The sequence below is a fragment of the Lichenihabitans sp. PAMC28606 genome (assembly GCF_020616535.1).
GTDB lineage: Bacteria > Pseudomonadota > Alphaproteobacteria > Rhizobiales > Beijerinckiaceae > Lichenihabitans > Lichenihabitans psoromatis.
The window spans coordinates 3,391,359-3,416,462 of record NZ_CP085136.1; the positions used below are offsets into that span (position 1 = coordinate 3,391,359).

26 protein-coding genes and 1 riboswitch are annotated in these 25,104 nt (G+C 62.5%); of the genes, 10 read left to right on the forward strand and 16 right to left on the reverse strand.

Going from position 1 to position 25,104, the window contains the following annotated elements; all coding sequences use genetic code 11:
* Positions 1–8: 8 nt before the first annotated feature.
* A complete protein-coding gene (locus LGH83_RS15955) occupies positions 9–875 on the reverse strand; it encodes an FAD binding domain-containing protein (RefSeq protein ID WP_227401883.1) in 867 nt (288 codons plus the stop codon).
* A gap of 180 nt (positions 876–1,055) precedes the next feature.
* Complete coding sequence (locus tag LGH83_RS15960) at positions 1,056–2,285, reverse strand: MHYT domain-containing protein (RefSeq protein WP_227399507.1); 1,230 nt, start codon at positions 2,283–2,285, stop codon at positions 1,056–1,058.
* 261 nt (positions 2,286–2,546) lie between these two features.
* On the opposite strand from LGH83_RS15960, the gene LGH83_RS15965 reads away from it, so the two are divergent.
* Both LGH83_RS15965 and LGH83_RS15970 read left to right on the forward strand, forming a co-directional pair.
* Positions 2,547–3,665: a metallophosphoesterase gene (locus tag LGH83_RS15965; RefSeq protein ID WP_227401884.1), complete on the forward strand. Its 1,119-nt coding sequence runs from the start codon at positions 2,547–2,549 to the stop codon at positions 3,663–3,665.
* 131 nt (positions 3,666–3,796) lie between these two features.
* Positions 3,797–4,669, forward strand: coding sequence for an aldo/keto reductase family oxidoreductase (locus LGH83_RS15970; protein ID WP_227399508.1), 873 nt, complete (start codon positions 3,797–3,799; stop codon positions 4,667–4,669).
* Between the two features lie 26 nt (positions 4,670–4,695).
* Here LGH83_RS15970 and LGH83_RS15975 read toward each other — a convergent pair whose 3' ends face one another.
* From LGH83_RS15975 to poxB, 5 genes are all read right to left on the reverse strand, one after another.
* The gene (locus LGH83_RS15975; protein ID WP_131194879.1) at positions 4,696–5,262 is read right to left on the reverse strand and encodes a cytochrome b; all 567 of its coding nucleotides are present in this window, start codon (positions 5,260–5,262) and stop codon (positions 4,696–4,698) included.
* Entirely contained in the window at positions 5,259–6,317 is a 1,059-nt protein-coding gene (locus LGH83_RS15980) for a catalase family peroxidase (RefSeq protein ID WP_227399509.1), read from the reverse strand. Before LGH83_RS15980 ends, LGH83_RS15975 begins: the two co-directional genes overlap by 4 nt.
* 182 nt (positions 6,318–6,499) lie before the next feature.
* Positions 6,500–6,925: a fasciclin domain-containing protein gene (locus tag LGH83_RS15985; protein ID WP_131114354.1), complete on the reverse strand. Its 426-nt coding sequence runs from the start codon at positions 6,923–6,925 to the stop codon at positions 6,500–6,502.
* 214 nt (positions 6,926–7,139) lie between these two features.
* On the reverse strand, positions 7,140–7,961 hold the full coding sequence (locus LGH83_RS15990; protein WP_227399510.1) for an alpha/beta fold hydrolase: 822 nt from the start codon (positions 7,959–7,961) through the stop codon (positions 7,140–7,142).
* A 30-nt stretch (positions 7,962–7,991) separates the two neighbouring features.
* Positions 7,992–9,728: a ubiquinone-dependent pyruvate dehydrogenase gene (poxB, locus tag LGH83_RS15995; RefSeq protein WP_227399511.1), complete on the reverse strand. Its 1,737-nt coding sequence runs from the start codon at positions 9,726–9,728 to the stop codon at positions 7,992–7,994.
* 920 nt (positions 9,729–10,648) lie between these two features.
* Here poxB and LGH83_RS16000 point away from each other — a divergent pair.
* Both LGH83_RS16000 and LGH83_RS16005 read left to right on the forward strand, forming a co-directional pair.
* Positions 10,649–11,731 carry an ATP-grasp domain-containing protein gene (locus LGH83_RS16000; RefSeq protein ID WP_227399512.1) on the forward strand — a complete coding sequence of 361 codons (1,083 nt, stop codon included), beginning with the start codon at positions 10,649–10,651 and terminating at the stop codon, positions 11,729–11,731.
* Positions 11,732–11,804: 73 nt separating this feature from the next.
* Positions 11,805–13,076, forward strand: coding sequence for an NAD(P)-binding domain-containing protein (locus LGH83_RS16005; RefSeq protein ID WP_227399513.1), 1,272 nt, complete (start codon positions 11,805–11,807; stop codon positions 13,074–13,076).
* Positions 13,077–13,097: 21 nt separating this feature from the next.
* On the opposite strand, the gene LGH83_RS16010 is transcribed toward LGH83_RS16005, so the two are convergent.
* A complete protein-coding gene (locus LGH83_RS16010; protein ID WP_227399514.1) occupies positions 13,098–13,325 on the reverse strand; it encodes a hypothetical protein in 228 nt (75 codons plus the stop codon).
* A 293-nt stretch (positions 13,326–13,618) separates the two neighbouring features.
* Between LGH83_RS16010 and LGH83_RS16015 the strand changes: the two genes are divergently transcribed.
* The gene (locus LGH83_RS16015; RefSeq protein ID WP_227399515.1) at positions 13,619–14,974 is read left to right on the forward strand and encodes a glycerophosphodiester phosphodiesterase family protein; all 1,356 of its coding nucleotides are present in this window, start codon (positions 13,619–13,621) and stop codon (positions 14,972–14,974) included.
* A 287-nt stretch (positions 14,975–15,261) separates the two neighbouring features.
* A complete protein-coding gene (locus LGH83_RS16020) occupies positions 15,262–16,311 on the forward strand; it encodes a HoxN/HupN/NixA family nickel/cobalt transporter (RefSeq protein ID WP_131194870.1) in 1,050 nt (349 codons plus the stop codon).
* 31 nt (positions 16,312–16,342) lie between these two features.
* Here the strand turns inward: LGH83_RS16020 and copD are convergent, their stop codons facing one another.
* From copD to LGH83_RS20000, 7 genes are all read right to left on the reverse strand, one after another.
* Positions 16,343–17,227, reverse strand: a complete 885-nt coding sequence (gene copD / locus LGH83_RS16025; RefSeq protein WP_227399516.1) for a copper homeostasis membrane protein CopD — start codon at positions 17,225–17,227, stop codon at positions 16,343–16,345.
* Positions 17,228–17,254: 27 nt separating this feature from the next.
* Complete coding sequence (locus LGH83_RS16030) at positions 17,255–17,914, reverse strand: SCO family protein (RefSeq protein WP_227399517.1); 660 nt, start codon at positions 17,912–17,914, stop codon at positions 17,255–17,257.
* A gap of 71 nt (positions 17,915–17,985) precedes the next feature.
* A complete protein-coding gene (gene copC, locus LGH83_RS16035) occupies positions 17,986–18,354 on the reverse strand; it encodes a copper homeostasis periplasmic binding protein CopC (RefSeq protein WP_227399518.1) in 369 nt (122 codons plus the stop codon).
* 91 nt (positions 18,355–18,445) lie between these two features.
* Positions 18,446–18,733, reverse strand: coding sequence for a hypothetical protein (locus LGH83_RS16040; RefSeq protein ID WP_227399519.1), 288 nt, complete (start codon positions 18,731–18,733; stop codon positions 18,446–18,448).
* A 26-nt stretch (positions 18,734–18,759) separates the two neighbouring features.
* Positions 18,760–19,302, reverse strand: a complete 543-nt coding sequence (locus LGH83_RS16045) for a copper chaperone PCu(A)C (RefSeq protein WP_227399520.1) — start codon at positions 19,300–19,302, stop codon at positions 18,760–18,762.
* Between the two features lie 169 nt (positions 19,303–19,471).
* The gene (locus LGH83_RS16050) at positions 19,472–19,825 is read right to left on the reverse strand and encodes a DUF2946 family protein (protein ID WP_227399521.1); all 354 of its coding nucleotides are present in this window, start codon (positions 19,823–19,825) and stop codon (positions 19,472–19,474) included.
* Positions 19,826–19,989: 164 nt separating this feature from the next.
* Positions 19,990–20,238, reverse strand: coding sequence for a hypothetical protein (locus LGH83_RS20000; RefSeq protein ID WP_264479014.1), 249 nt, complete (start codon positions 20,236–20,238; stop codon positions 19,990–19,992).
* 222 nt (positions 20,239–20,460) lie between these two features.
* On the opposite strand from LGH83_RS20000, the gene LGH83_RS16060 reads away from it, so the two are divergent.
* The 4 genes from LGH83_RS16060 (at position 20,461) to LGH83_RS16075 (ending at position 24,256) form a co-directional block, all read left to right on the forward strand.
* Positions 20,461–20,652, forward strand: a complete 192-nt coding sequence (locus tag LGH83_RS16060; protein ID WP_131114371.1) for a hypothetical protein — start codon at positions 20,461–20,463, stop codon at positions 20,650–20,652.
* Between the two features lie 229 nt (positions 20,653–20,881).
* Positions 20,882–21,107, forward strand: a riboswitch (cobalamin riboswitch).
* Positions 21,108–21,378: 271 nt separating this feature from the next.
* Positions 21,379–22,413, forward strand: coding sequence for an ABC transporter substrate-binding protein (locus LGH83_RS16065; protein WP_413771059.1), 1,035 nt, complete (start codon positions 21,379–21,381; stop codon positions 22,411–22,413).
* 53 nt (positions 22,414–22,466) lie between these two features.
* Complete coding sequence (locus tag LGH83_RS16070; protein WP_413771159.1) at positions 22,467–23,450, forward strand: FecCD family ABC transporter permease; 984 nt, start codon at positions 22,467–22,469, stop codon at positions 23,448–23,450.
* Complete coding sequence (locus tag LGH83_RS16075; protein ID WP_227399524.1) at positions 23,447–24,256, forward strand: ABC transporter ATP-binding protein; 810 nt, start codon at positions 23,447–23,449, stop codon at positions 24,254–24,256. Before LGH83_RS16070 ends, LGH83_RS16075 begins: the two co-directional genes overlap by 4 nt.
* 10 nt (positions 24,257–24,266) lie before the next feature.
* On the opposite strand, the gene pucL is transcribed toward LGH83_RS16075, so the two are convergent.
* Positions 24,267–25,103, reverse strand: a complete 837-nt coding sequence (gene pucL / locus LGH83_RS16080) for a factor-independent urate hydroxylase (protein ID WP_227399525.1) — start codon at positions 25,101–25,103, stop codon at positions 24,267–24,269.
* Position 25,104 lies beyond the last annotated feature (1 nt).

A 25,104-nucleotide genomic window follows, 5' to 3' on the forward strand; every position in this document is an offset into this window, starting at 1 on the left:
CTCTCCGCTCAGGCCGCTGCGCGGGCGTGGGCCCGCTCGACGGCACGCCGGACCATGACGCCGGCCATCTTGGTTCGATATTCGACGGGACCTCGGCTATCATGCGCCGGGCTGGTAATGGCCTCGGCGGCCTCGATCGCCTTCTCGAGCGCCGCTTTGTCGAGCGTCGTGCCGATCAGAGCGGTGGCCGCATCCAAAGCCCAAAGCGGTGTGCTGGCCACATTGGTGAGGCCGATCGAGCAGGTCTTGCAGACACCACCCTCGAGGGTCAGCACCACGGCGGCTGCCGCCGTCGCATAGTCGCCGACCTTGCGCTTGAGCTTCTCATAGGCGGAGCCATGGCCGGCTGGTGGGATCGGAATCCGGATGGCCGTGACGATCTCGCCGGGCAAACGCGCCGTGTCATAAGCATCGTGATAGAAGTCGCGAGCCGCGACGCTGCGATCGCCGTCGGGGCCGGTCAGCAGGTAATCGGCACCGAGACATTGCATGAGGGCCGGCATGTCGTTGCCTGGGTCGCCGTTGGCGACGTTGCCGCCCAGTGTTCCCATCGCACGAATTTGTGGATCGGCGATCGTGGCGGCTGCCTCGCCGACGAGCGGGATGAGATCTTTCAGCATGGCCGAGACGATCAGATCCTGCTGCGTCGTCATGGCCCCGACGACGACGTGATCCATTTCGCGGCGAATGAATTTGAGATCCGCGAGCCCGCCGAGATCGACGAGATGATCCGGCACGGCCAGGCGGGTCTTCATCAGGGGAATGATGCTGTGGCCCCCAGCCAGGGGATAAGCGTCATCGCCGAGACTGGCGAGAAGCGCGACCGCCTCGCTGATGGACTGAGGGCGGTGATATTCAAAAGGACCGGGAATCATATATTCCCCTCCGCGTGTTTCCTCGACGCTGGCTGTTTCCGCCATTGACACCAGGGTCGTGGAGGGCATGCCGAGGAGCAAGCGCAAAGGCATGAGTCGCACGGTTTTTGCACGAAACGCGTGCCGATCCGCACCAAATGCGGCAGCCATTCAGCGTAGTTTATCGAGCAATTTCAGTTACTAAAGCGTCGTGCGCGCGACGGCTGCCGAGGGATGGCGGCTGGTGACGCAGTCGCGGATCGCGTTGATCTTGGTGCGGCTGATCGGGATCGAAAGCTTGGGGTGACCGGATAAATCGGCAAAGCCACCATCCGCAATCTTGCGGACCGCGACGACCCGATCGAGATTGACGATGTGGCTGCGGTGCACCCGTACAAAAGGGGTGCCGCCGAGGCACGCCTCGACGTCGCTGATCGACAGTGAGCAGAACAGCTCCTCGCGACCGTTATAAATCGAGCAATAATGCGCGTTGGCGCGCACCGCATAGACATCATGCGGTGGCAACATGATCCGCGCGCCGTCGCGCTCGACGGGAATCTGCTTTGGTCCAAGGTCCGGCACGGCATCGGGGTCGTGCTCCGGTTCAGCAGGCGGGAGAGATTGCGACGGAGGAGGTGTCGCGTCGGCCTGCGCCGTCGCTTCCGGCAGGGCTGTGGCGGCACGCGGGTGCATCTCCGCTTTGGGCGGAACCGCAAAGGCCCTCGGTTCGGGAACCAGCGTGAGAAAGAAGCCGGCCGATACGATGAAGGCCACCACAGCGACCACGATCGCCATGAGACCCGATGACAGGCTCGGCTCTCCCGGATTGTCGATATGGCCCATCTGATGGATCGTGGTGCCGGCCATCGCGATGTAGTGCATGCTGGAAATGGCCAGCCCGAGTACGATCGCGCAGACGATCAGCGACGGCCTGCGCCACGCCATCGTGGCGAGCCACAGCGCGGCCGCCGACGCCAACACGGCGGCCAAGAGGCTCGCGGCGACAAACATGTGATCATGCACCATATGCAAGCTGTCGTGCAGCGCCATCATGCCGATGTAGTGCATCGTCGCGATCCCGACGCCCATCACCGATGCCGTGCAGGCCAAGGTGCGAAAGGACGTTGGCCAGAGACTCGCGCCAACGATCGCGAAACCGACCACGAGAACACAAAGCAGAAAAGACATGAGCGTCGGAAGCACCTGATAGGTGGTGCCGACCGGAAGCGCGATGGCGAGCATGCCGACGAAATGCATGCCCCAAATGCCCATCGCGAGTGACAATGACGCGCCGACGAGCAAGAGACGTCTGTGCAGACCCTTTGCGTCCGCGACCTGGATCGTCAGCCTCAGTCCGACATAACTCGCCTGAACCGCGATCGCGATCGAGAGCAGGACGAGGAGCGGATTATAGGCGATCGCGACATCCACGCCGAACCCTCCCTGTTGGTGGCATTCCCATTCGGGATTGCCCGCATCATCGGGCAGTGGTGCGGCGAAGACAAGCGATCGCCATGACGCCGTGGGGGACCCGAGATGACCGTGCTCTGCGATGGGACTACCATTTGGGCAGGATCCGAGCCGCGTGATCGCCTCTGCACGCCGTCACCATGCTAAGGAGCGTGGATGAAACGTTGACGCGTCACGACCTCAGCGGCGCGAGGACCGTCCATCGCCATTGGAGAGATCTTGATTTTCCACGTCATCTTTAGCGTGCCGAGCCTTCTAGTGATCGGCCGGTTTCTGTGGCCCCTTCACATTCCGCTCCTGGTCAAAGCTGGCGCAACCATTTTGCTGCTCGTCGCGTCCCAATATTTGCTGTGGAGCCGGCTCTCGTCGGGGTCGGTTTTTTCGCCTGAGTTTCCCCGCCCGATCGTCATCCTGTTCAATTGGGCATCTGGCGCGATCCTGCTGCTCGCCTTGTTCCAACTGGCGCTCGATGCAGGGACGCTGATCGCAATGCTTGTGTGGTTAGGCAGCGTTGTCGTGCCGGACGTCGTCCGCTACGGGATCGCGACCCTCGCCGCCGTTCTGGCGGCCATTGGTGTCGCTCAGGCGAGCCGCGTGCCGCCTTTGAAGGATGTCGAGATCGGACTTCGCGACTTGCCGCCGCAGTTCGACGGTTACAGACTGTTGCAGCTGACGGACCTCCATATCAGCAAGTTGTTCCCACAAGCTTGGACGCGCGCGGTCGTCGAACGGTCCAATACGCTGGGTGTCGACGTGATCGTGGTGACGGGTGACTTTATCGACGGCACCATCGCGGCGCGGCGCGACGACGTGGAGCCGCTGCGGACCCTGCATGCGCCGGACGGGGTCTATTTCATTCCCGGAAATCACGAATACTACTTCGGCTATGACGCCTGGATGCGGCACTTCACCGAGATGGGGATGCGGCCCTTGGCCAATGCCCATATGGTCATCGAGCGGGACGGCCGCTCACTGGTGATCGCCGGCGTGACAGATCGTTCGGCGTCTGAGACGGGTCATCCTGCACCGAATTTGATGGCCGCCCTCGATCATGTCCCGATCGGGGCACCGATCGTTCTGCTCGATCACCAGCCAAAGAACGCGGGGGCCGCCGCCGCGCGCGGTGTGGCATTACAATTGTCCGGCCATACCCATGGCGGGATGATTCTTGGCCTCGACAGGCTGTTCGCCAAGCCGAATGGTGGTTTCGTGTCGGGCCGCTATGATGTGGCCGGGATGACGCTCTACGTGAATAACGGCACCGCTTTATGGGCCGGTTTTGCCCTGCGGTTGGGTCGCCCATCCGAGTTGACGCGGATCACCCTCCGCCGGAGCGCGTAAGTTCTCCTGTCCGGGGATCGAGGCGGTTCCTCCGGCATCGATTGTTCGCTCAGCCGAACAGCCCGTCCTGATCCAGCCTGATTATCGAACCGGCGTGCCATGGTTAGCTTTGGTCAATGAAGGAGACGCACATGCAGACGATCGATCGCGCTGGTACCTACAATCTCGGCGAGCGCACCGTGAAGCGGATGGGCTATGGGGCGATGCAACTCGCGGGTCCCAAGGTGTTCGGGCCTCCTCGCGACCCGGAGGCGGCGGTCGCGGTTCTCCGCGATGCCGTCGCGGCTGGCGTCGATCATATCGATACCAGCGACTTTTATGGGCCGCACGTCACCAACCGGCTCATCCGCGAGGCGCTGGCGCCCTATTCGAGCGATCTCGTGATCGTGACGAAGGTTGGGGCACGGCGGGGCGACGATGCATCATGGCTCCCGGCCTATGCGGCGGACGATCTCGTGCGTGCCGTCGACGACAATCTGCAAAATCTCGGGGTGGAGGTGCTCGACGTCGTCAATCTCCGCATAATGATTGACCCCCATGGCCCGGCGGAAGGGTCGATCGCGGAACCGCTGAAGGTGCTGGTCGATTTGCAGCGACAGGGGCGGGTGCGGGCGATCGGCCTGAGCAACGTGACCGCGACACAGGTTCGTGAGGCGCGCGGGATCGCCGAGATCGTCTGCGTGCAAAACCAGTATAATCTCGCGCATCGCGCCGACGATGCGCTGCTCGACTCCCTTGCGGCGGATGGGATCGCCTATGTTCCGTTCTTCCCCTTAGGCGGGTTCAGTCCCCTGCAATCGGCGACCTTGTCCGAGGTCGCGGCGCGCCTCCACGCCACGCCGATGCAGGTCGCGCTGGCTTGGCTGTTGCGGCGCGCCCCCAACGTTCTGCTCATCCCAGGCACGTCCTCAACCGCGCATTTGCGTGACAATCTCGCTTCAGCGGCCTTGATGCTGCCTGACGACGCGCTTGCTGCGCTGAACGGCATCGGTTCGGCTCACTGACACACGTCCGTGATCGGCGCTGCCGATCACTCGGCCGGCGCAAGATCCGGATCGTGGCTCGGAACCGGCGCCATGGCCTCGAAAACGCCGTCGCGCCGGATCAGCGCGTGGAACAGAGCCGCTGCGACATGCAGCAGGATCAGAGCGAAAAACGCGAAGGCGAGATAGAAATGCGCGTTCCACAGGAGCGTATGCAAGCTATCGCTTTGGGGGAGGATCGGCGGCAGCGTCACGCCGCCGAACATCACGATCGGGTAGGCGGCCGCCGACAGCATGCCCCAGCCGAGCAACGGCATGGCGAGCATCAGCGCGTAGAAGGCGTAATGCGAGAGTTTGGCCGCGAGCTTCATCGGGATCGGCAGGTCGGCCGGCAGCGCTGGCGCGCCATAGCGCAGCCGGACGACGAGGCGAATGAGTGCCAGAACCAAGATGGCGATGCCGAGCGGCTTATGGATCGAGACGAGCGTGACGTAGCTCTGCGTGATAGTCGAGACCATGCCGACACCGATGAACAGCATGGCGAGGATGCAGAGGGCCATCAGCCAATGCAGCCCGCGCTGGAGCGGCGTGAAGTGGGTGCGGTCCACCGTCATGGCTTTGCCTCCGTCGCGACGCGCGGGTAATCCTTGGCTTCTGCCGTGCGCCGGTCGAACGACACCGCATAGGCGGCCGATCGCGCAGACGGGAAGGGATCGTCCGAAAGTTTGATGCCGGACGGCACAACCGTTGGGTCGAAGTTGATGTCACGGCATGGCCCGTCCGCCTCGGGCTCGATATGATCGACCGTAAGGGTTCCGACCTGCACGGTCTTGCGATCGTCTGGCCAAGCCTTGCTCGGATCGGCCGTCGGGTCCCCGGAATTGGCGGCCGTGACCGTCATGGTCCATGTCTGCGGACCTTTACCGACCCGATCGATGATGTCCTGCTCGAGCACGTCAGGGCCGCGCGCCGTCAGGTCCGCGACGGACAGGAAGGTTGGTTGAGCCGCCGGAAGCAAGGACCAGCGCACGGCATGGTCGGTGCCGGACGCATCGGTGAACAGAAAGCTGTTCAGGCTGTTGTAGCGCTCTTCCGCGTAGCTTGCCGTGAAAGGCGCGCTGCCTGCCCAGGCGCCGAAGGCACCGATCTCCGGATGAGCCGCTGCGAAGCTCTTCATCGCGTCCGGGGCCTTGCTGGAAGAGGCCGTCAGGAGTTCGTAGAAGGCTTGAGGCGTCGCGACCGGAAAGAACGGCAGGTCGATCATGGCGGTGCGCCATTCCTGACCGCCCGGCGGCACGATGCGAAGACTGATGCCGCGCACCCGCACCGTGGCGTCGACGACCTTCGGGTCGGGTGTGCCGAGGTTGAAGCGGCCGACGACGGGAGAACGGCCGGACGCGAAGACCTGCGCGGTCGACAGTGCCGATCCAGCGCCGTTGGCCTCAAAGGCGCCCGTGAAGCAGATGCCTTTGGCGTGATTGCGACGATGGCCGAGGGCAGGGCCGGCGGGAGGCGCCAGCGCGTCCACCAGTTTTACGGGGGTCAGTCGCTGCGGTGAGAACCAACCGGCCGTAAAGGCGAAAGCTGCCGCGCTCCCGGCCACGACGGCCGCGATCAGTACAAGTGGCCCGATGACGGACCTCGCCGAAGAGGGTGTCGGTGCTGACATGATCACCCCATGAACCGACGACCGAATCGTCGAAAGACCTGAGGCATCATGATCGGGCGGACGCCACACGGCGTCAATCCGGCTCTGCTGTCGATCTGCGTTCCGTTTGGGTGTCCGCAGTCATTAATGGGGTGAAAGGCGAGCAATCGCCCGCCTTTCGTTCGAGTGGATCGACGGTGGCATCAGCCCTTCGGCAGAATGACCTTGTCGATGACGTGAATCACGCCGTTCGAGCAGGCGATGTCGGCCGAGACGACCTTGGCGCCGCTGACGGTTACGCCATTGGTCCCATCGACGTGAAGCTCTTCGCCGCCGACCGACTTCGGCGACATGGTCTTGCCGGTCACGTCCGCCGCCATCACCTTGCCGGGGAGGACGTGCAGCGTCAGGATCTTGACGAGCTGGTCTTTGTTCTCCGGCTTGATCAGCGTCTCGACGGTGCCGGCCGGGAGGGCCTTGAAGGCATCATCGGTGGGTGCGAAAACGGTGAAGGGGCCAGCGCCCTTCAAGGTCTCGACGAGCCCGGCAGCCTGGACGGCCGCAACGAGGGTCGTGAACGAGCCGGCCGCAATCGCGGTGTCAACGATATCGTGAGTGGAATCAGCCATAACATCCCCATTGAACCTTCTGCTGCATGTCGAAGACAGCAGCGCGCCGGTCATTCAAAGCGCTCCGAAGTCAAGGCGGCCGACTTGAGCCGCCCTTAACGTTCGAAACGCTGTTATGTGCCGCACCAATTTGCATTCAAGTGCGGCATAATGGGTGACAATACTGTGACGCCACTGGCAGCAGACTCATAGAGCCTTGCTGCAAGCTTTGACGTTAACTTTTAGCGAAAGCCAGAATGTCGGCGTTGACCTCGTGTTTGTGGGTCGAGCACATGCCGTGCGGGGCGCCGGGATAGATCTTCAGGGTGGACCCCTTGATCAATTTGGCTTGCAGCTTGCTCGCATGCTCCATCGGCACGATCTGGTCGTCGTCGCCCTGCAGGATCAGCGTCGGGACGTCGATGGCCTTCAAGTCATCAGTCTGGTCCGTTTCCGAAAAGGCCTTGATGCAATCATATTCGGCCTTGATGCCGGCCATCATGCCTTGCAGCCAGAAGAAATCCCGCAAGCCCTGGCTGACCTTGGACCCCTCGCGATTGGCGCCATAGAAGGGCGCCGAGAGATCCTTGAAAAATTGCGAGCGGTCCGTCACGACGCCATCGCGGATGCCGTCCAAGGCCGAGAGCGGCAAGCCGCCAGGAAACGCTTCGGTCGAGACCATGATGGGAGGCACGGCGCTGATCAGGACAAGTTTGGCAACGCGCCCTTTTCCGTGCCGGGCCACGTAGCGGGCCGCCTCGCCGCCGCCCGTCGAATGGCCCACATGGATCGCGTCGGTGAGGCCCAACTGCGTCACGAGTTCGTCGAGATCGGACGCATAGGTGTCCATATCGTTGCCGATCCAAGGCTGGCTCGAGCGGCCATGACCGCGGCGGTCATGCGCGATGCAGCGGAAGCCGTGGTCCGCGAGGAACAACATCTGATCCTCAAAGGCGTCCGAACTCAGCGGCCAGCCGTGGCTGAACACCACCGGTTGGCCGGCCCCGAGATCCCGGTAGAAGATCGACGTTCCGTCCTGTGTCGTGATGCTTGGCATGTGTCATACTCCTGGGTGAGTGCGGGCCGCTTAGCGCGGAAGCAGGTTCGTCTTGGCGAGGTCGATGACCTGATCGCCGCGCCCGCTCATCACGGCACGCAGCATCCACAGGCTGAAACCCTTGACCTCGTCGAGGCCGATGGTCGGCGGCATCGAGAGTTCGTTCGTCGCCGTCACGACGTCGAGCAGGGCCGGGCCGTCGTGCGCCAGAATCGTCTGGATCGCGTCGGGCAGGTCGCCTGGATCCTCGACCCGGATCGCGTGGATGCCCATAGCGCGAGCCATGGCGGCGAAATCCGGGTTCTGAAGATCGACGCCGATATCGACGAGACCCGCCGCTTTCATCTCCAGCGCCACGAAGCCGAGCACGCCATTATTGAAGATCACCACCTTCAGCGGAAGCTTGGCCTGGGTCAGGGTGATGAGATCGCCCATCAGCATCGTGAAACCGCCGTCGCCCGACAGGGAGATCACCTGCCGTCCGGGTTGGGCCGCCTGAATGCCGATGCCTTGTGCCATGGCATTGGCCATCGAGCCATGCACCAGCGAGCCGATCAGGCGCCGCTTGCCATTCATGGCAAGATAGCGCGCCGCCCAAATGGTCGGGGTGCCAACATCGAACGTGAACACGGCATCCTCGCTCGCCGCATCGCTGACCACCTTCGCGAGATATTGCGGATGGATCGGCTTACGTCCCGGCGTCCCTTTGGCGAGATCGTCGAGCCCCTCACGCGCGCTCTTGTAGCGGGTCAGCGCATCGTCGAGGTGAAGCCGCTCCGTCTTGACCTGCAAGCTCGGAAGCAACGCCGTGATGGTCGCGTCGACGTCGCCAACGAGCCCAAGCTCGAGCTTGGCGCGACGACCGAGGTTTTCCGGCCGGATATCGACCTGCGCGATCTTGGCATCGGTCGGCAGGAACTGCTTATAGGGAAAATCGGTGCCGAGCATTAGCAGCACTTCGCACCGATGCATGGCTGCATAGCCGGACGAAAAGCCGATGAAACCAGTCAGGCCGACATCATAGGGGTTGTCATATTCGACATAGTCCTTGCCGCCGAGTGCGTGGACGATCGGGCTCTTCAATGTTTCGGCGAGCCGCATCAATGAGCCGTGGGCACCGGCGCAGCCGCGCCCGCAAAACAGGGTGATGCGCTCGGCGCCGTTCAGTAACTCGGCCAGCGCCGCGATGTCGGCGGCGGGTGGCTGCACGATCGGAGCGGCGGGGATCAGGCTGCGGCGCGGCGAGATCGCCTTGTTCGGGGCAGGCTTCAGCGCCACGTCGCCCGGGATCACCACCACGCCGACGCCGCGTTGGCCAACGGCGGACCGAATGGCATTTTCGAGCACGAACGGCATCTGATGCGGATCCGAGACCAGCTCACAATAATGGCTGCATTCGCGAAACAAGTTTTGCGGATGCGTCTCCTGAAAGTAGCCGCCGCCGATCTCGGACGAGGGAATCTGGGCCGCGATGGCGAGCACCGGGGTGCGGCTGCGATGGGCATCGAATAAGCCGTTGATGAGATGCAGATTGCCAGGCCCGCAGGAGCCGGCGCAGACCGCCAGATTGCCGGTGATCTGCGCTTCGCCGGAGGCCGCGAAGGCCGCTACCTCCTCGTGACGGACATGCACCCACTCGATGGTGCCGCGTTGGCGTAATGCTTCGGTCAGCCCATTGAGGCTGTCGCCCACGACCCCGAAAATACGTTTGACGCCCGCTTCCTCCAGCGTTGCGACGATAAGATCGGCAATGCTCGTGATCGGCATGAAACTCTTCCTCGAGTGGCGCAGGTGAAACTCAATCGATGATGGACCAGCGATCGCACAATTAAGTGACGAAGACTTGGACGTTTGCGGCGCGATTTGCAGCCTTCGATCGTCGCGTCGAGCGGTGCGAGACGAGAGATGGATGACGTGCCACTGCCGTTTGCCACGACCGATCGCTCGGTGATGCGGACCGGCTCCTGCATCGGCGGCGACCCCGTCTTGCGCCACTCCGCAAACATGAACGTGATCCCGGTTCGTAACAAGAGACGACGCACACGCTTGCGACAACGGGACGGCATTTTGTTTTCTGCTGCCCGTGCGCGCGGTTCCGCAGATGATGGCGCTGCCATTTGGCTTGACAGCGCGATCGTCGGAAGGACAGTCTCGGCATTAAGGCTACACAACAAGCAATGAGCCGATCCGCTCGTGCCATCAGCGTGGGGCCGCGCGTCTTCACGCTCGACGTAAGAACACGCGGCGTCGATGTCAGCCGCGAGGACTTCAGTCAGGATCGCATTATGTCTCTCGCGGCCATCGGATAACCTTGTGATTACCAACGACACTGCGATGCGTCGACACCAAGATATCGGCCACGCAGCGATGGCTCCAAGGCCCCAAGCCGCGCGCCATATGGCTAGCTTCACGAGCGCGCCGTGATCGCCAGGCTCTGGGGTGCGTCGGAAGCAGATCGAACCTCTGGTGCTCGGTCAAGCCCCTCGTCGGCTTAATCCGAAAGAACGAGCGCCGGGCCATACCTCATTTGATTGATACTCCTTTGCGATCTCGCAAATTGTGAGTGTCTCGGTCAATGAACATACGTTACTCAAAAATATTATTAAATCACAATTTAGATAAAGATGACCCCAAGTATAGGCGTGGTAGGTCAAAATGATGAACGTTCGCGATCACCGAGCTGCCAGATGAGCAAGAAACGTCGACTTCTTCTGCTCGCGGAAAGTTTCCGGCTGCCATATCGCGTCATGCGATGCGCGGCCGCAAGTGGAGATGAAATATTTGTGCTCGGAACGTCTGATGCCGCAAATCTGAAAATCTCGAACTCATGTAAAAAATATATTCCGATCGAGGGGTCGTTTTCGGATTTTATGTTTGAAGATGTTCAAAAAATTAATGCGATTGCGGCGCATTTTGATATTTCCTGCATCTTGCCGAGTTGTCCGATGACGACGCGGTTTCTGTCGGTTCATGGAGATTCGCTGACGACGCGGCATTTTCCCGTGCCGTCGAGCAAAGTGTTCGACCTTCTCGACAATAAATGGAGCTTCGCGGAATTCTGCGTCGAACTCGGGGTGCCGCATCCGCCCACGCGCCATGTTGCGACGCCGAAAGAACTCCAATTTTCCAACGGCCTCAGTCATTTGATTTTCCCGTTGATGTTGAAACCGCTGTCTCTGTGGGGGAGCGCCGGGATCAGCAAGATCAACCGGATCGAAGATCTGCCTGCACATTTCGACCACACGCCGATGGTGGCGCAAAGCTATATTCCGGGTCAGGATATCTGTGCCTTCTACCTCTGCGACAATGGCGTCATCGTCCGTTCAATCCAGTATATCAAGACAGAGCGTCGTGTGACATTCATCAATGATAGTCGAATTGATAAAAACGCTTTATCGATCATCAGTCATCTTAACTATAATGGTGTCATTGGTTTTGATATCAGGCGCGACCCCGCCGGGGAAATCTATTTTATCGAGTGTAATCCGCGCTTCTGGTATCGGATTCATTTTGCGTCGATCATTGGCATCAACTTTGTCAAAGAAGGATTGGCGATTAACAATGGTTCCATGCAAGACGCGAAAGACAAGCGCGACGTGACCGTCATGACCTATAGTGCGCTCGCGGCGCATCTTTTCATGCCTTGGCGGCTGACGACCTACGACTTTGCCATGTTGCGGTATCTGGCGGTCGATCCCTTTCCGACGATGCTGACGATCCTTCAGCGCGCGTTTGGCCCGACGCTGACCGCCAATGGGGCACATTTTTGATCTGCGAACCGGCCGCGCGGGCCGCACGTGTCGACATTCACACATTTCGTTTCAGACGACGAAGGGGCTCACGATGCTGCAACATATTCCCGTCGCGATCATAGGGGCCGGCCCCTATGGGCTGTCGATCTCGGCTCATCTCCACCATGCGGGGATCGGTCATCGCATCTTCGGGCGGTCGATGGAGACCTGGTCGACCGGTATGCCCTCCGGGATGTTCCTGAAATCCGCACCCGCCGCCACGGATCTGTCCGACCCGGAGGAGCGGCTGACCCTGAAGGCTTTCTGTGCGCGGCAGGGTCTCGCTTATGATCCGCTCGAGATGCCGTTGCCGGTGGAACTGTTCACAGCTTATGGCGAGGCGTTCCAACGCGAGTTGGTGCCGCATCTCGAGCCGCAGTTCGTCCGCAACCTCGCGCGCGCGCCCGACGGGTTTACGCTGACTCTGGATGACGGCTCGGTCGTGCAGGCCGAACAGGTCGTCGTCGCGACGGGGTTGCGCCGCTTCGGCTCGGTGCCGGATGCGATCGCGACGCTGCCGCCCAGCCTCATGACCCACAGCAGCGAGGCCGCGGATCTCACGCATCTGCGTGGACAAGACGTCATCGTGTTGGGCGGCGGATCATCGGCAGTCGATGTCGCGGCTGCGCTGCACCGCTCCGGCGCCCGTGCGACGCTCGTGGCTCGACGGGCGACGTTGCGGTTTCCACCGATCAACGGGAAGCGGCGCTGGTTTCACGCGATCAAGGCGCCGATGACGCCGCTCGGGCCGGGGTGGAACAAGGTGTTGGCCTGGAAGGGCGCGCTCGTGTTCCACAAAATGCCGGCCGACTTCCGAGCCATGGTCGTGCGTCGCTATCTCGGTCCGTCTCCGACGATTTCGGTGCGCGAGACGATCGAGGCGCATGTCGCTCAGATCCTCAATGCCACGGTTAGCCGCTGCGAGGTCGTCCAGGGCCGTCTGCGCGTGACGGTCCGCAGCGATGGCGTCGATCGTTCGATCGAGGCCGACCATATCGTGGCCGCGACGGGCTATCGCATCGACCTCGCCCGGCTCGATTTTCTCGATCACGACATCGTTGCGGCGGTCGCCTGCACCAATGGCTATCCCACATTGTCGAACCGTTTCGAGACCAGTCTGCGCGGCCTCTACTTCGTCGGGACCCCGTCGGCCGTCAGTTTCGGACCCATCATGCGGTTCGTCTGTGGAACGGGATTCTGCTCCCGCCGTGTGACTGGCGCAATCGCGCGATCGGTTCGAACCGCACGGCGATACGGCACTGTCACGCCTGGACGTCAAAATCAAAGAGTCGAGGTCGGCACGCCGGTGACCGATCCGAGCTGATCCTCGTCAGCGGCCTTGGCGTCAGACGGCGAGGTGCCGGTGGGCTTCGTCCGGCGTCATCTCGCGGATCTGATCGTCGGTCCAGCCAAGCTCGCGTAAGCGAGTGCGTTGCTGCCGCGTGATCATCAGCGACATCGCGGCGGGCTCCATCGCCGGTTCCTCCGGCTCGCCCGTGTCGTTGGCGGGCTCCGGTGTGCGTGCAAGTGCATCGGTGATGAGCCGCTTCAGCCACTCATTCGGATCGGTCATGAGAAGCCTCCTGATCGCGCCATCTGCGCGGGTCCGATGCCTGAACCGAAACCCTCTCGATCGCAACGGCTCATGTGTCGCCGAGTTCCGCAGCTTGCGTCCTGCCGCCGTTGAAGCGCCGAATGACCGAGAGCGTCGGCCTAAAGCTGCGCGGCCGCGGTCGTCAGGTAGACGGCGGGATCTCATCCCATCAGCCGCTCTTTTCAGGGAGCCTCTGGCTGGCTTGCCGCCGAGATGGGTCATTCAAGCTTCATCCGCCGCTGCTAGGCAACGGGTCCGACGGAGGATGACTCATGCGACAGACGAGCCCGATCTGGTTGGTGGCCCCCATGATGGCCGCGATCACCATGTCTTCAGTCGGCGCGAGAGCCGCCGAAACTTTGCGGACTCTCGATGGAAAGCCGCCGTTGGTGATCGGCCATCGCGGGCTTCCCGGCCTGATGCCGGAAGAGACGCGGCCCTCGTATGAACTCGCGTCCGATCTCGGCACCGATGCGCTTGAGGAGGATTTGCACCTCACCAAGGATTGCGTCCTCGTGGCCCGGCATAATCCCTGGCTGAGCGACAACACCAACGTGGCCGAGGTGGCCAAGTCCAACCCCGACGTCATGGCGCGCAAGCGGACCGTTCCGGGCGTGATGGTCAAGGTCGCATGGCCGCAAACCGCCACAAGTGGCCCGGCCGAATATCTGACCGACCTGACCGACCCACGCGACCCGAAGTCGGTCCTGAAATCGCTGGTGGTGGATGGCGAAGACCATACGGGTGATTGGTCGATTACCGACTTCACGGTCAAGGAGCTCAAGGACTGGTTCGGCGGCACGACCTATGACGCCGCGTCCGAGCGGCCGACCGTCTATAATGGCAAGTTCCCGATCCTGACCTACCAAGAGATCGTCGACATCGCCAAAGCAAAGAGCCTGCAGACCGGGCGCGTGATCTCGACCTACCCCGAGAGCAAGAACCCGACCTGGAACGACGAGCAGGCGATCGCTAACGGCTGCGGCCAGCCGGGCAGCCACCCGCTCGAGGATGCGATGATCAAGATCATCGAGCAGAACGGCCTCAATTCCAAGACCGCGCCGATCTTCGTCCAGAGCTTCGAGCCCGGCAGTTTGAAATATCTCGTGGCGCATGGCTTGAAGACGAAAGTCGTGCAGTTGATCGACGGCTACGACACCGACTTTAAGACCGGCAGCGTCGTCTACAACGAGATCACCGACAGCCGCCCCTTCGACTGGACGGTCGCGGGCGATCCGCGCTGGTTCGATGCGATGCTGACGCCGGACGGGTTGGCCGAGATCAAGACCTACGCGGATGGCATCGGGCCGTGGAAGCCGCAGATCCTGCCGCTCAAGATCGTGCCGTGGAAAGACAAGAATGCGGACGGCAGCGCGTTCAAGCCGTCGACCACCCAGGCCGAGGTGCAGGCCCCAACGAGCGTCATCGCCGATGCCCACAAGGCCGGCCTCTTCGTTCACGCCTTCACGTTCCGCAACGAGAAGAAATATCTCGCGGCGACCTATGCTGGCGACGCCCAACGGGAATATCTGACCTTCTTCCGGCTCGGCCTCGACGGCGTGTTCAGCGACTATACGAACAGCGCCGTGACCGCACGGACCGCCTACATGCGCGACGTTCAGCCATAAGAGCACGCGTCGAGGGGGGGTCTCGCAGTCAGGCTTGAGGCGAGCAGCGAGCGCCTGTTGCGAGTGACGATCGTGCAGAAAGCGCGGCGCATCCCGCTCGGGCCGGTGACGCTCGGCATGTCTATGTCCGTCCCGCAATCACTCGCATGACCACCCGGTGTCGGAACCTTTGAGAGCGAGGAGGACACCGCTGGCGCGCAGCGACGAAAAGCGCTGTCAATGCGTCAATCGCAGGTCGCCGTGGCGCCGCCTCTCGTGCAAGATGGTTTGCAACTGAAGGAGAGGCCGTGTTCCTGAACCCGTTCGACGACCATCGCCCGCAAGGTCGCGCCAAAGCCGGTTTGATCTATGCGCTGCTCATATCGGCCAATATCGCGGCCTGGGTTTGGGCCTGGATCGCCTTCTCGGATCGCCCGGCGCTGCTCGCGACGGCGTTCCTGGCCTATACGTTCGGCTTGCGGCACGCTTTCGATGCGGATCACATTGCCGCCATCGACAATGTCGTTCGCAAGCTGATGCAGGACGGGAAGGCGCCGCTATCGGTCGGCTTCTTCTTCTCGCTCGGTCATTCGACCATCGTGGTCCTCGCCTCCGTCGCGATCGCCGCGACCGCGACGGCGATGCAGGGGCGGCTCGAAGAATTTCATGGCATCGGCGGCGTGATCGGCACCGCGATATCGGCGGCGTTCCTGCTGGTGATTGGTCTGGCTAACTTGTTCATCCTTCGCGGCATCTGGTCGGCGTTTTCCAGAGCCCGGCGGGGCGAGCGCGTTCTGGATGAGGAGATGGACAGCCTCCTGGCCGGACGCGGCGTTTTGGCGCGTATCTTCCGTCCGATGTTCCGGCTCGTCTCGCGCTCGTGGCACATGTATCCGATTGGTTTTCTGTTCGGGCTCGGTTTCGATACGGCGACTGAAATCGGGCTGCTCGGCATTTCGGCGACGCAGGCCGCGCAAGGGCAATCGTTCTGGACGATCCTGGTGTTTCCGGCGCTGTTCACCGCCGGCATGTCGCTGATGGACACCACCGATAGCGTGCTGATGACCGGTGCCTACGGTTGGGCTTTCGTGAACCCGATCCGCAAGCTCTGGTATAATCTCACGATCACGGCCGCCTCGGTCGTGGTCGCGATTTTCATCGGTGGCGTCGAGGCACTTGGGCTGATCGGCGACAAGCTCGGGCTCGATGGCGGCTTTTGGGCGCTGATTGGCGATCTGAACGACAATTTTGCGAATTTCGGCTTCGTCGTCGTCGGGCTTTTCATCGCAAGCTGGATCGTGTCGACGCTCGTGTATCGCGCCAGCGGCTACGACCAGATCACGCCGACGCAAGCGTGAACGGTCTGGCTCCGGTCGACACCGGCTCATCTCAGCTCGGCTCGAGCAGCCCGACGATGCTGACGAGCGCGATGACGATGAGACCGAGTGCGATCTCGAACAGTGTGCCGCGTTGCAAAGCGCCGATCGCGCTGTGTCGTGAGGCGGCCATCCGGGGCACGATGACATACCGATTGACGAGGGCGATCGTGGTCATGACCAGCACCAGGCCGATTTTCGCCGATAACAGGGCCTGATAAGGCGAGGTCCAGTCGAGTGGCCATCGTTGCAGGACGAGCGCCGTGTTAGCGACACCGGTGCCGATGACAAGTGCGACCGCCCAATGCCCGGCGGTCGAAAACCGCCACAGCGCGAGCCCCGCGTCCTGTCGCAGCTTTGGATCGTCGAGGGCGCGCAGCAGCGGCCGCAGTGCAACCAGTGCGCCAACCCATGCGCCGCCGGCGAGCAGGTGAGTGACGTCGTTCAGCCGATGCGCGAGACCGAGAGCGCCTTCGTGCATAGCCGCATGGCCGCTGAGCGCGATGGACGCGACCACGAGCCCAGACGCGAGCGCCGTGGCGCCGCAGCGCAGGCCGGCTGGTCGCACCACTGTCAAAGCCAGCATCATCGCGGCGAGACACTGTACGATCCAAGCGGTCCCGACGCTCGTCTCGAACAGCACGGCTCGAAGCGTCGAGACATCGATGGCATCCGGCCAGCCATTGCCGATCATGGCGGCTTGGAGCGGTAACGCCGCTAGCGTCGTGATGACCGTGATGGCGATCGATGTGACACGGAACCCGGCGAGCTGATCCACCACAGGGGTCGCGACAGGCTGTGGCACCAGCGCCCAGAGGAATGCAAAGACGCCCCAGAGAGCAAGGGCGGCCGCATCATGCCCGAACCGACAAACAGCGAGGGCAACGTCCGGGCTCACGGCCCGCGGATCCGGTCGGCCCGCGATTCAGCTGGCACACACATCGTTCATGCTGACGCCGCTCCAGAGGTCGACGCGGGGCGGTGCACCTTTCACGCAGGCGTCGGGCCGCACGAGAGTCTCGAGCTTGGCGAAGACACTCGTTTCGGGCTCCTCGTAGGGCAGTTCTCCGACCAGCCGGCCCGTCTTGTCGAACAGCAGCACGCCAGCATAATGGTCCATGCTGTAGCCGCCACCCTCGGTTTGTACACGCCGATACGGAATGTGGTAGCGGTTGGCCATGGACGCGAGCTGCTGTTCGGTGCCGATGAAGCCACGAATGCGTGGATCGAAGGACGACAGATAGAGTTTCATCTGCTCGGCCGTGTCGCGCTGAGGATCCACCGTCACGAACACCACATTGAGCCGATTGGCGTCAGCTCCCATTCGCTGCATGACGTTGGTGAGTGTCAGCAACGTCGTGGGGCAGACATCGGGGCAATACGTGTAGCCGAAGAACATGGCGGTCGGCTTTCCGAGCATGGTCTTTTCGGTGACCGGGTCGCCGGTCATCTCCGTCATCGAGAACGCCCCACCGACGCGCGTGCTCGAATAGGGTGACCATTGCTGCACCGTAATGGCGGTGACGCCCGCTATGACCAGCAAGCAGAACAGACCCATGAGCAAGATGAACGTCGAACGCGGCATGGAGGCTCTCTTCAGCGGCGAAACAGGGACAAGAGGACGATGCTGCCGTTAACGGTCAGCGATCATATCGTTTACTTGACTGTGAACATGTAGGTCCCGTGGGTCTTGTGGCCATCCGTCGATAGCGCGTGCCAATCGATCGTGTAGGTGCCGGCCGCGAGCGTGTCGGACACCGGAACCGTCAAGGTCGTGTCGTCGCCCGCGCCGAGAGACGCCTTGCCGGTCGTGACGGCAGTCTTGCCCGGTCCCCTCACGGAGACGCCGGTGAACGCGAGGTTCAAGCCTTCGGAGAATTTCAGCTCGAGTTCTGTGGGTGGGGCTACGACGCGACTGCCGGCGGCCGGGACCGATGAGGTGAGATGAGCATGCGCGAAAGCCGGGGCCGCAGCCCCGATCAGGCACAGGCTTGAGAGGGCGAGGGTGAGATGGCAACGGGTCATCGTTGGGTTCCATGCGTGAGGGTGAAGCGACGGGCTGCGATACGTCTGGCGACTCAGAAACCGGACCGCGATGCTCGCGGCCTTCTGGATCTCAGGCGAAAGCACGCCGGAGCGGTGGGATGCTGCGGATGACGAGGAGATCGAAGGCCAGCATCAATAGGATGGCGAGCCCCGTGAGCGGGAACAGCAGGCCGAGCGCCGCTGCCGCGATCCAAAGCGCCCGATAAACACGCGTCTCGGCGGGGTAGGGCGGCACCCCGAGCCGACCGACCGGCCTGCGTGTCCACCACATGACGACGGCCGCGACCGACGACAGGATGATCGCGAAACAGGTGGCCAACATAACGAGTTGGTTCGCGAGGCCCCACTGCTGGCCCATATGGTCTTGGACACGGGCTTCCTCCCTCAGTCCATGTCCATGCCGGGCATCGATTGCCCTGCATGACCGGCCTTCGTGCTCGGTTGCCCAGATGGCGTCTGCGACGGTCCCTTGGCGCCAATGCCCTCGACCTCGAAGCTCACCGGCACCGTCCCGGCATGGTCGAAAACCAGAGTGCCCCCGATCGTCTCGCCCTTCTTCAGGCCGCGTTTCAGGCCGAGAAACATGATGTGTTTCGACGACGGATCGAGGGTCAGGCGGCCACCGGGCGGGATGTCGAGTGGGCCGGTCGGGCGCATCGTCATGATGCCGTCGGTCGTCGACATCTGGTGAAACTCGGCCGTGGTCGCGGCCTCGAGCGAACCGCCAGTCAAGCGATCGGCGACGGTGCCCGTGTTGATGATCGTGAGATAGCCGCCGGCGACTTGCGCGCCACCGGGCGTCGCACGAGCCCAAGGGTGTTCGATGACGAGATCGCCGACTTTCACGTCATGCGCCGAAGCGGGCGCGCTGGAGAGCAGGGACAGGGATGCGAGCACAGCGAAGCCGGCCGCGTGAACCTTATGCATGGGAGATGTCCTGAGGTAACCGACACCAACCCGGTCGCCGAAGCGCAGACGCTGCGTCGAGCCATGTCACCGGACACGAGCCGCGACGCGACGCGAGTGTTCCGATGCTGCTCGAGAGGCGGCCGGATGATGGTGCGGACAGAAAAGAAAACCGTTGGCGTGTCTTAGGTCACGCGGACGGAGGCCCCTGCGGTTGGCGGGGCGAGCGCGCACGCGCCAGACGCGCCGCCCAGGACACGACGGCCGAGCGGAGAACGGCATGGCTGGCGGGTGTGACGATGGTCGGACGTGGGGCGCTGGAGGTCAGGATCGGCGCCGATAAAGCGCATTGATCGCAACAGTCGTGATGCGTCGGATCGCTCGGGTTCGATGATGAACCGCCGCCGTCCGCGTGGCAGATCGGCATTGCGACGCCGGGGATGGACCCGAAGGACGGCATCAGATCGGAGGGAGCCGCGAGCGCTCGTCCGACGCCGGCAAGCGTCAGGACGATCATCAAAAGCGCGGCAATCGCGTGCCGCATCGATGAGCTTCGGAAGGCTGTCACACGGCTAGACGCAACCAGAGGAGGTGACCTGTCAAGACAATCCTCCGGCTGCACCTTGGACGCTTTGTCTCAGGAAGCAACGACCACGGCGCGGCCACCTTTGATGGTGCTGGTGCCGTGCCGGCGGTCATGTTTGGTGACTAGGCTTTCGGCGAGAGGGCGACATCGAACTCGTCCAGTCGCTTCATCTTGTACACCGCGTAAGACACGACCCAGGCCGCGATAAAGATGCCGATGATGCCGAATCCGAGAGTGTTGAAGTGATCATTCAAGATGCCGACGCCGTCCCAAAACCAGCCATTTAACGACAGCTTGTCGCCGATCAATCCGAGTGCCTCGATGCCGCCGATCAGCACCGCAACCATCACGGAGACGAGCGTGATCGTCATGTTGTCATCGAGCTTCCGCATGGGTTTCACGAAAGCCCAGTTGTAGGCGCCAAGCGATGCGCCATCGTCCGGGCTCCTGCGACGACGAGTCCCTGTCGTTTCAACCGATGTTGGTTCTAAGTTGCGGAAGCAGACAGAGGATGTCTGATTCCTCGACAGTGAGCTCCTGCCGGACGGTGCCGGGATCGGGCATCTGATCAGGCGCACGGTGGGAGGTCACCCTTGTTCGTCGACTTTCAGAACCAGTTTCCCCATCCGGGACCGTGGGAACCCAAGCCGCGGAAAGTCCGCATCACCAAACGCCAAGAGAAAATCGTGATCTGGCTGATTTTCTTCAATCTGCTGATGTTGCTTTTGGCTCCGGTCGCGGGCTTCACGATTTTCGATGCCGTGATTGCCCTGCTGAGGCGTTGATCAACGATCGACAGCATCTCGATCCGATCGCACGGCAATGATCCGGTAAGGCCTGAAGCCGACCGGCCAGGGTGAGCGCGTCATTCAGTTTGCGAACCAATGATCGCTCTGTAACGCTCCCCTTGTGTCCAAAAATGTTATAATATAACTATCGCGGCGACTTCACTTTCGGCTGCGATGCGGTGCCTTCTGCCTCGAGCCGCCCGATTGACCGACGATCGAACGGACAGCTATGATCAAGCTTGACGGTTCCCGAGAGGGATCAAAAGGGAACATGGTGAGGCTCGCGCCAAATCCATGGCTGCCCCCGCAACTGTCAGCGGATCGCTCGACGCCCTTGGTGATGTGTCATCACATCATGCCACTGCAAGCTCCGTCACCGGCGCAAGCGGGAAGGCAGGCCGAACAGCCAAGATCCGCGAGCCAGGAGACCTGCCGTCGCAGTGAAATCCATCATCCGGGCGGGGTTGTCCGGACGCAGGAGCGATTGCGATGCAGCTTCGACGCCGCCTTCTTCGACCCCAATCCGCAGAGATCGCGCCACCGCCTCGCGTTTGACGGGCGCGTTCCGCTGACGCCGTAGCGGACCGGCCGATCGTGCGCCGCGACGCCGGCGACGCTCCCGCTCTCTGTCTTGTCTCACCCCTCGTTCGACCCCTGCGGGAGCGGCCGTGTTGGCTCGCGCCGTGCGGCTTGTCGGCGCCTAAAAAAGTAAGGATCATGGCCTTGATCAATCAACGACGATTGCGGTTCGCTGTTTTCGGATCACTCGCCTATGCCCTCGTTGGAGGGGCGTCGTTTCCGGCTTCAGCAGCCACGATCTATCCCCTGACGATCAAGAATTGCGGCTCGACCTTGACGGTCGACAAGGCCCCGCAGCGGGTCGTCTCGATCGGCCAGAGCACGACCGAAACGCTGCTTGCGCTCGGCCTGGCCGACAAGATCGTTGGAACGGCGGTCTGGTTTGGGCCTGTGCTCAAAGCTTACGAGGCCGATAATGCCAAGATCAAACGTCTGGCCGATAACGATCCGAGTTTCGAGGCCGTCGTGGCGCAGCAGCCCGATCTCGTCGCCGCACAATATGAGTGGCACATCGGCCCAAACGGGAGCGTCGGCAAGCGCGAACAATTCTCGGACTTGAAGATCCCGGCCTATGTGTCGCCGGCCGATTGCGTCGAAAAAGATAACACGACGGGCGGCGACGGCGTCCGCAAGCAGTTGTTCACGATGCAACTCGTCTATCAGGAGATCCACGAACTGGCCGCGATCTTCGACATCAGCGATCGAGGAGACGCGCTGATCGCCGACCTCGAAAAGCGCGAGGCCGCCGCTGGGGCGACGGCATCGGGCAGCAACGCCAAAGCCGTGCCGATCGTGTTCTGGTTTTCCAGCAAGGACGTGAAAGGCGACGCCTTCGTGGCCGGCAAGAACGGTGCTCCCGCCTTTATGATGCAGGCGCTCGGCGCCCGGAACGTCATCACGACGGAGGATGAATGGCCGCTGGCCAGTTGGGAAAGCATCGTGGCGGCCGACCCTCGAGTGATCGTCATCGCTCGAATGGATCGTCGCCGCTTTCCGGCCGATGCCTTGGACGTCAAGCTGAAGTTCCTCGAGACCGATCCGGTCGTGAGCCATCTCGACGCTGTGCGGAACAAGCGTTTCGTCGTCATGGATGCGATGTCGATGAACCCCTCGATGCGGACCATCGATGGTCTCGAAGCGTTGGCTGACGGCATCAAGGCGCTCGGCCAGCCTCAGTGATCGAGCCGCGGATCATTGCCGATACATGGGCAAGCCGCGTCGGGCTCGCGGTTGTGGCGGCCGCGGCGCTTCTGGGCGTCATCGCTGTCGCGGTGTCGATCGGAGAAATGAAGATCCCGCTGGGTACGACGCTCGGGGCCGTGAGCAACAAGCTGTTCGGGACCGCATTTCCGCTCAGCCCCATTCAAGAAGGCATCATCTGGGATTATCGGTTTAGCCGCGCGCTGGTGGCAGCATCCTGCGGCGCGTCGCTCGCGCTCTGCGGTGCGATTCTCCAGGCTCTGCTCCGCAATCCTTTGGCCGAGCCTTTCGTGCTGGGGATTTCGGCCGGCGCGTCCACCGGGGCCGTCGTGGTGCTGATCGTCGGCTTTGGCGGTGGCCTTCTTTCTTTATCGGGCGGCGCGTTTCTCGGCGCCATGATGGCCGTCGTGCTCGTCGCGATCCTGGCGGCAGGCTCCGGCGGGGGCGGCGATCGAATCATCCTGGCCGGGGTCGCTGGATCGCAGCTCTTTAATGCCCTCACGTCCTATATCGTCACCACCTCGGCGAGTGCCGAACAGGCGCGCGGCGTCATGTTCTGGCTCCTGGGTAGTCTCGGAGGCGTCCGCTGGCCGGATGTGTATCTGGCGGCTCCGGTCGCCGTGGCGGGCCTCATCATCTGCACCGTCCATGCACGCGCGCTCGACGCCTTCACGTTCGGGGTGGATGCCGCCGCCTCGCTCGGCATTCCGGTCACCCGCGTCCGCGTGGTCTTGTTCGGTCTCACGGCGCTGATGACCGCCACCATGGTCAGCCTCGTCGGGTCGATCGGTTTCGTCGGACTCGTCATCCCGCACGCGGCCCGTTTCCTTGTCGGGCCGAGCCACGCGCGCCTGCTGCCGGCCTCGGTTTTGATCGGGGCGATCTTCATGGTGCTGGCCGATATCATCTCCCGAATCATCATTCCGCAGCAGGTCTTGCCGATCGGCGTCGTCACGGCCCTTTTCGGTGCGCCCGCCTTTGCGTTCATTCTCTATCGGTCGAGGGTGTCGGCGTGAGCATCGCGGCCAGGAATGTCCGCTGGATCGTCTCGGGCAAGATCATCGTCGATGATGTTACGCTGGATGTCGCGCCCGGCTCGATGCTCGGCCTTGTCGGACCGAATGGATCGGGCAAGTCGAGCCTGCTTCGATTGATCTGCCGCCTTCGCAAGGTCGCCAGCGGCGTCATCACCTTGGGCGAGATCGACGTGACGGCCCTGTCTCATAACGCCATCGCCCGGCGGGTCGCCTTGGTGGAGCAACAGGCCACCACCGATGCTCAGGTCACCGTCCTCGATGTGGTTCGGCTCGGCCGCACGCCCCATCGGGGACCCCTCTCCCCGATGACGGACATCGACAGGGCTGCTATCGAGGCGGCGCTGGTCCACGTCGATATGGACGGCCGTCGCAATCAGCCCTGGACGACCCTCTCGGGCGGCGAGCGCCAGCGGGTTCAGATTGCGCGGGCATTGGCTCAGACACCGACCGAATTGCTGCTCGACGAGCCGACAAACCATCTGGACGTGCAGCACCAGCTCGACATTCTGTCGCTTGTCGCCGATCTGCCTGCCACCAGCATCGTAGCGCTGCACGACCTCAATCTCGCGGCGATGTTCTGCGACACGATCGTCGTGCTCAAAGGCGGCCGCGTGATGTGTGCCGGTACGCCGGACGCGATCATCACGGCCGATATGATCCGGGATGTGTTCGGCGTCGAGGCGCATGTCGAGCCTTCGGCGCATCACGGCAAGCCGCTCGTACAATTTGCGAGGCCCGCCCGCTTGCGCGATCGGGGTGTTGCCTTCGACGACTCGAGCCTCTAGCGAAACCGCCTTACCGGCCGACGGTGCACTCGATTTGCCCATGGGGCTCGTCGGTCGAGGTGAACACGCGATTGGGGTTATCAAGCCCAAATGCACCCAGGTTGACCGGCAGGTAATGCTTGTTCGGGCAAGCCATCCGGATGCTCTCGATCTCCGGCACGTCCTCGAGCGCCGCGCAAGCCATGCGATACATGCTGTCCTGCGCGCTGTGGCTGTATGTCGTCGCGAAGACTCGCATAAAAGCCGCGACGACGCGGGCATTGGCGGTCGCGAAATCGCCGGGATCTCGCGACCAGCGCCATGTTGCATCCATGCTGGTGGCAAGGATGCGGTCCTGCGTTTCGGGCAGCGTCGTGTAGGCGTCTTTCACGTAGTTCGACCACCCCGAGGCGGTCGCCTTGAGAAAGGTGAAACCCGAAAGCCCGGATGTGACGTGATCGCCGTTTCGATCCATCACGACGCTGGCGGTGCCCTGGCCATTGGCCTCCAGCGTGAAAGCATGTGGGTGGGGGGCGCCATCCACCGTCAGGCGGGTCCAGCGGATTTCCCGAGCCGAGACCGTGGCGCCGGTCATGCCGGGATATTGTTCAAGAAGGCGCGCGGCGACGGCACGGCAAAAGACTTCCGGACCCGCCTCGAGTTGCTCGCGCGCCACCACATTGACGACGTTCTTGATCGTATCGGTCGAGACGGTGGTGGTGTTGTCGGCCTCGACATAGGCTGGCGCGATATCGCCGGTCAGCATGGCTTGGATCGTGAGTTCGCGAACCTCGCGATGGTCGCCGTCGCCCGACAGCCGCATAACGCGGACGCGGCCTTTGCCGTAGGTGCTGTCCAAAAGCTGCATG

Coding starts and splice junctions, on each gene's coding strand:
- LGH83_RS15955 (WP_227401883.1), bottom strand. CDS start 875: ATGATTCCCGGTCCTTTTGAATATCACCGCCCTCAGTCCATCAGCGAG.
- LGH83_RS15970 (WP_227399508.1), top strand. CDS start 3,797: ATGCAGACGATCGATCGCGCTGGTACCTACAATCTCGGCGAGCGCACC.
- LGH83_RS15975 (WP_131194879.1), bottom strand. CDS start 5,262: ATGACGGTGGACCGCACCCACTTCACGCCGCTCCAGCGCGGGCTGCAT.
- LGH83_RS15980 (WP_227399509.1), bottom strand. CDS start 6,317: ATGTCAGCACCGACACCCTCTTCGGCGAGGTCCGTCATCGGGCCACTT.
- LGH83_RS15985 (WP_131114354.1), bottom strand. CDS start 6,925: ATGGCTGATTCCACTCACGATATCGTTGACACCGCGATTGCGGCCGGC.
- LGH83_RS15990 (WP_227399510.1), bottom strand. CDS start 7,961: ATGCCAAGCATCACGACACAGGACGGAACGTCGATCTTCTACCGGGAT.
- poxB (WP_227399511.1), bottom strand. CDS start 9,728: ATGCCGATCACGAGCATTGCCGATCTTATCGTCGCAACGCTGGAGGAA.
- LGH83_RS16000 (WP_227399512.1), top strand. CDS start 10,649: ATGAGCAAGAAACGTCGACTTCTTCTGCTCGCGGAAAGTTTCCGGCTG.
- LGH83_RS16005 (WP_227399513.1), top strand. CDS start 11,805: ATGCTGCAACATATTCCCGTCGCGATCATAGGGGCCGGCCCCTATGGG.
- LGH83_RS16010 (WP_227399514.1), bottom strand. CDS start 13,325: ATGACCGATCCGAATGAGTGGCTGAAGCGGCTCATCACCGATGCACTT.
- LGH83_RS16015 (WP_227399515.1), top strand. CDS start 13,619: ATGCGACAGACGAGCCCGATCTGGTTGGTGGCCCCCATGATGGCCGCG.
- LGH83_RS16030 (WP_227399517.1), bottom strand. CDS start 17,914: ATGCCGCGTTCGACGTTCATCTTGCTCATGGGTCTGTTCTGCTTGCTG.
- copC (WP_227399518.1), bottom strand. CDS start 18,354: ATGACCCGTTGCCATCTCACCCTCGCCCTCTCAAGCCTGTGCCTGATC.
- LGH83_RS16040 (WP_227399519.1), bottom strand. CDS start 18,733: ATGGGCCAGCAGTGGGGCCTCGCGAACCAACTCGTTATGTTGGCCACC.
- LGH83_RS16045 (WP_227399520.1), bottom strand. CDS start 19,302: ATGCATAAGGTTCACGCGGCCGGCTTCGCTGTGCTCGCATCCCTGTCC.
- LGH83_RS16050 (WP_227399521.1), bottom strand. CDS start 19,825: ATGCGGCACGCGATTGCCGCGCTTTTGATGATCGTCCTGACGCTTGCC.
- LGH83_RS20000 (WP_264479014.1), bottom strand. CDS start 20,238: ATGACGATCACGCTCGTCTCCGTGATGGTTGCGGTGCTGATCGGCGGC.
- pucL (WP_227399525.1), bottom strand. CDS start 25,103: ATGCAGCTTTTGGACAGCACCTACGGCAAAGGCCGCGTCCGCGTTATG.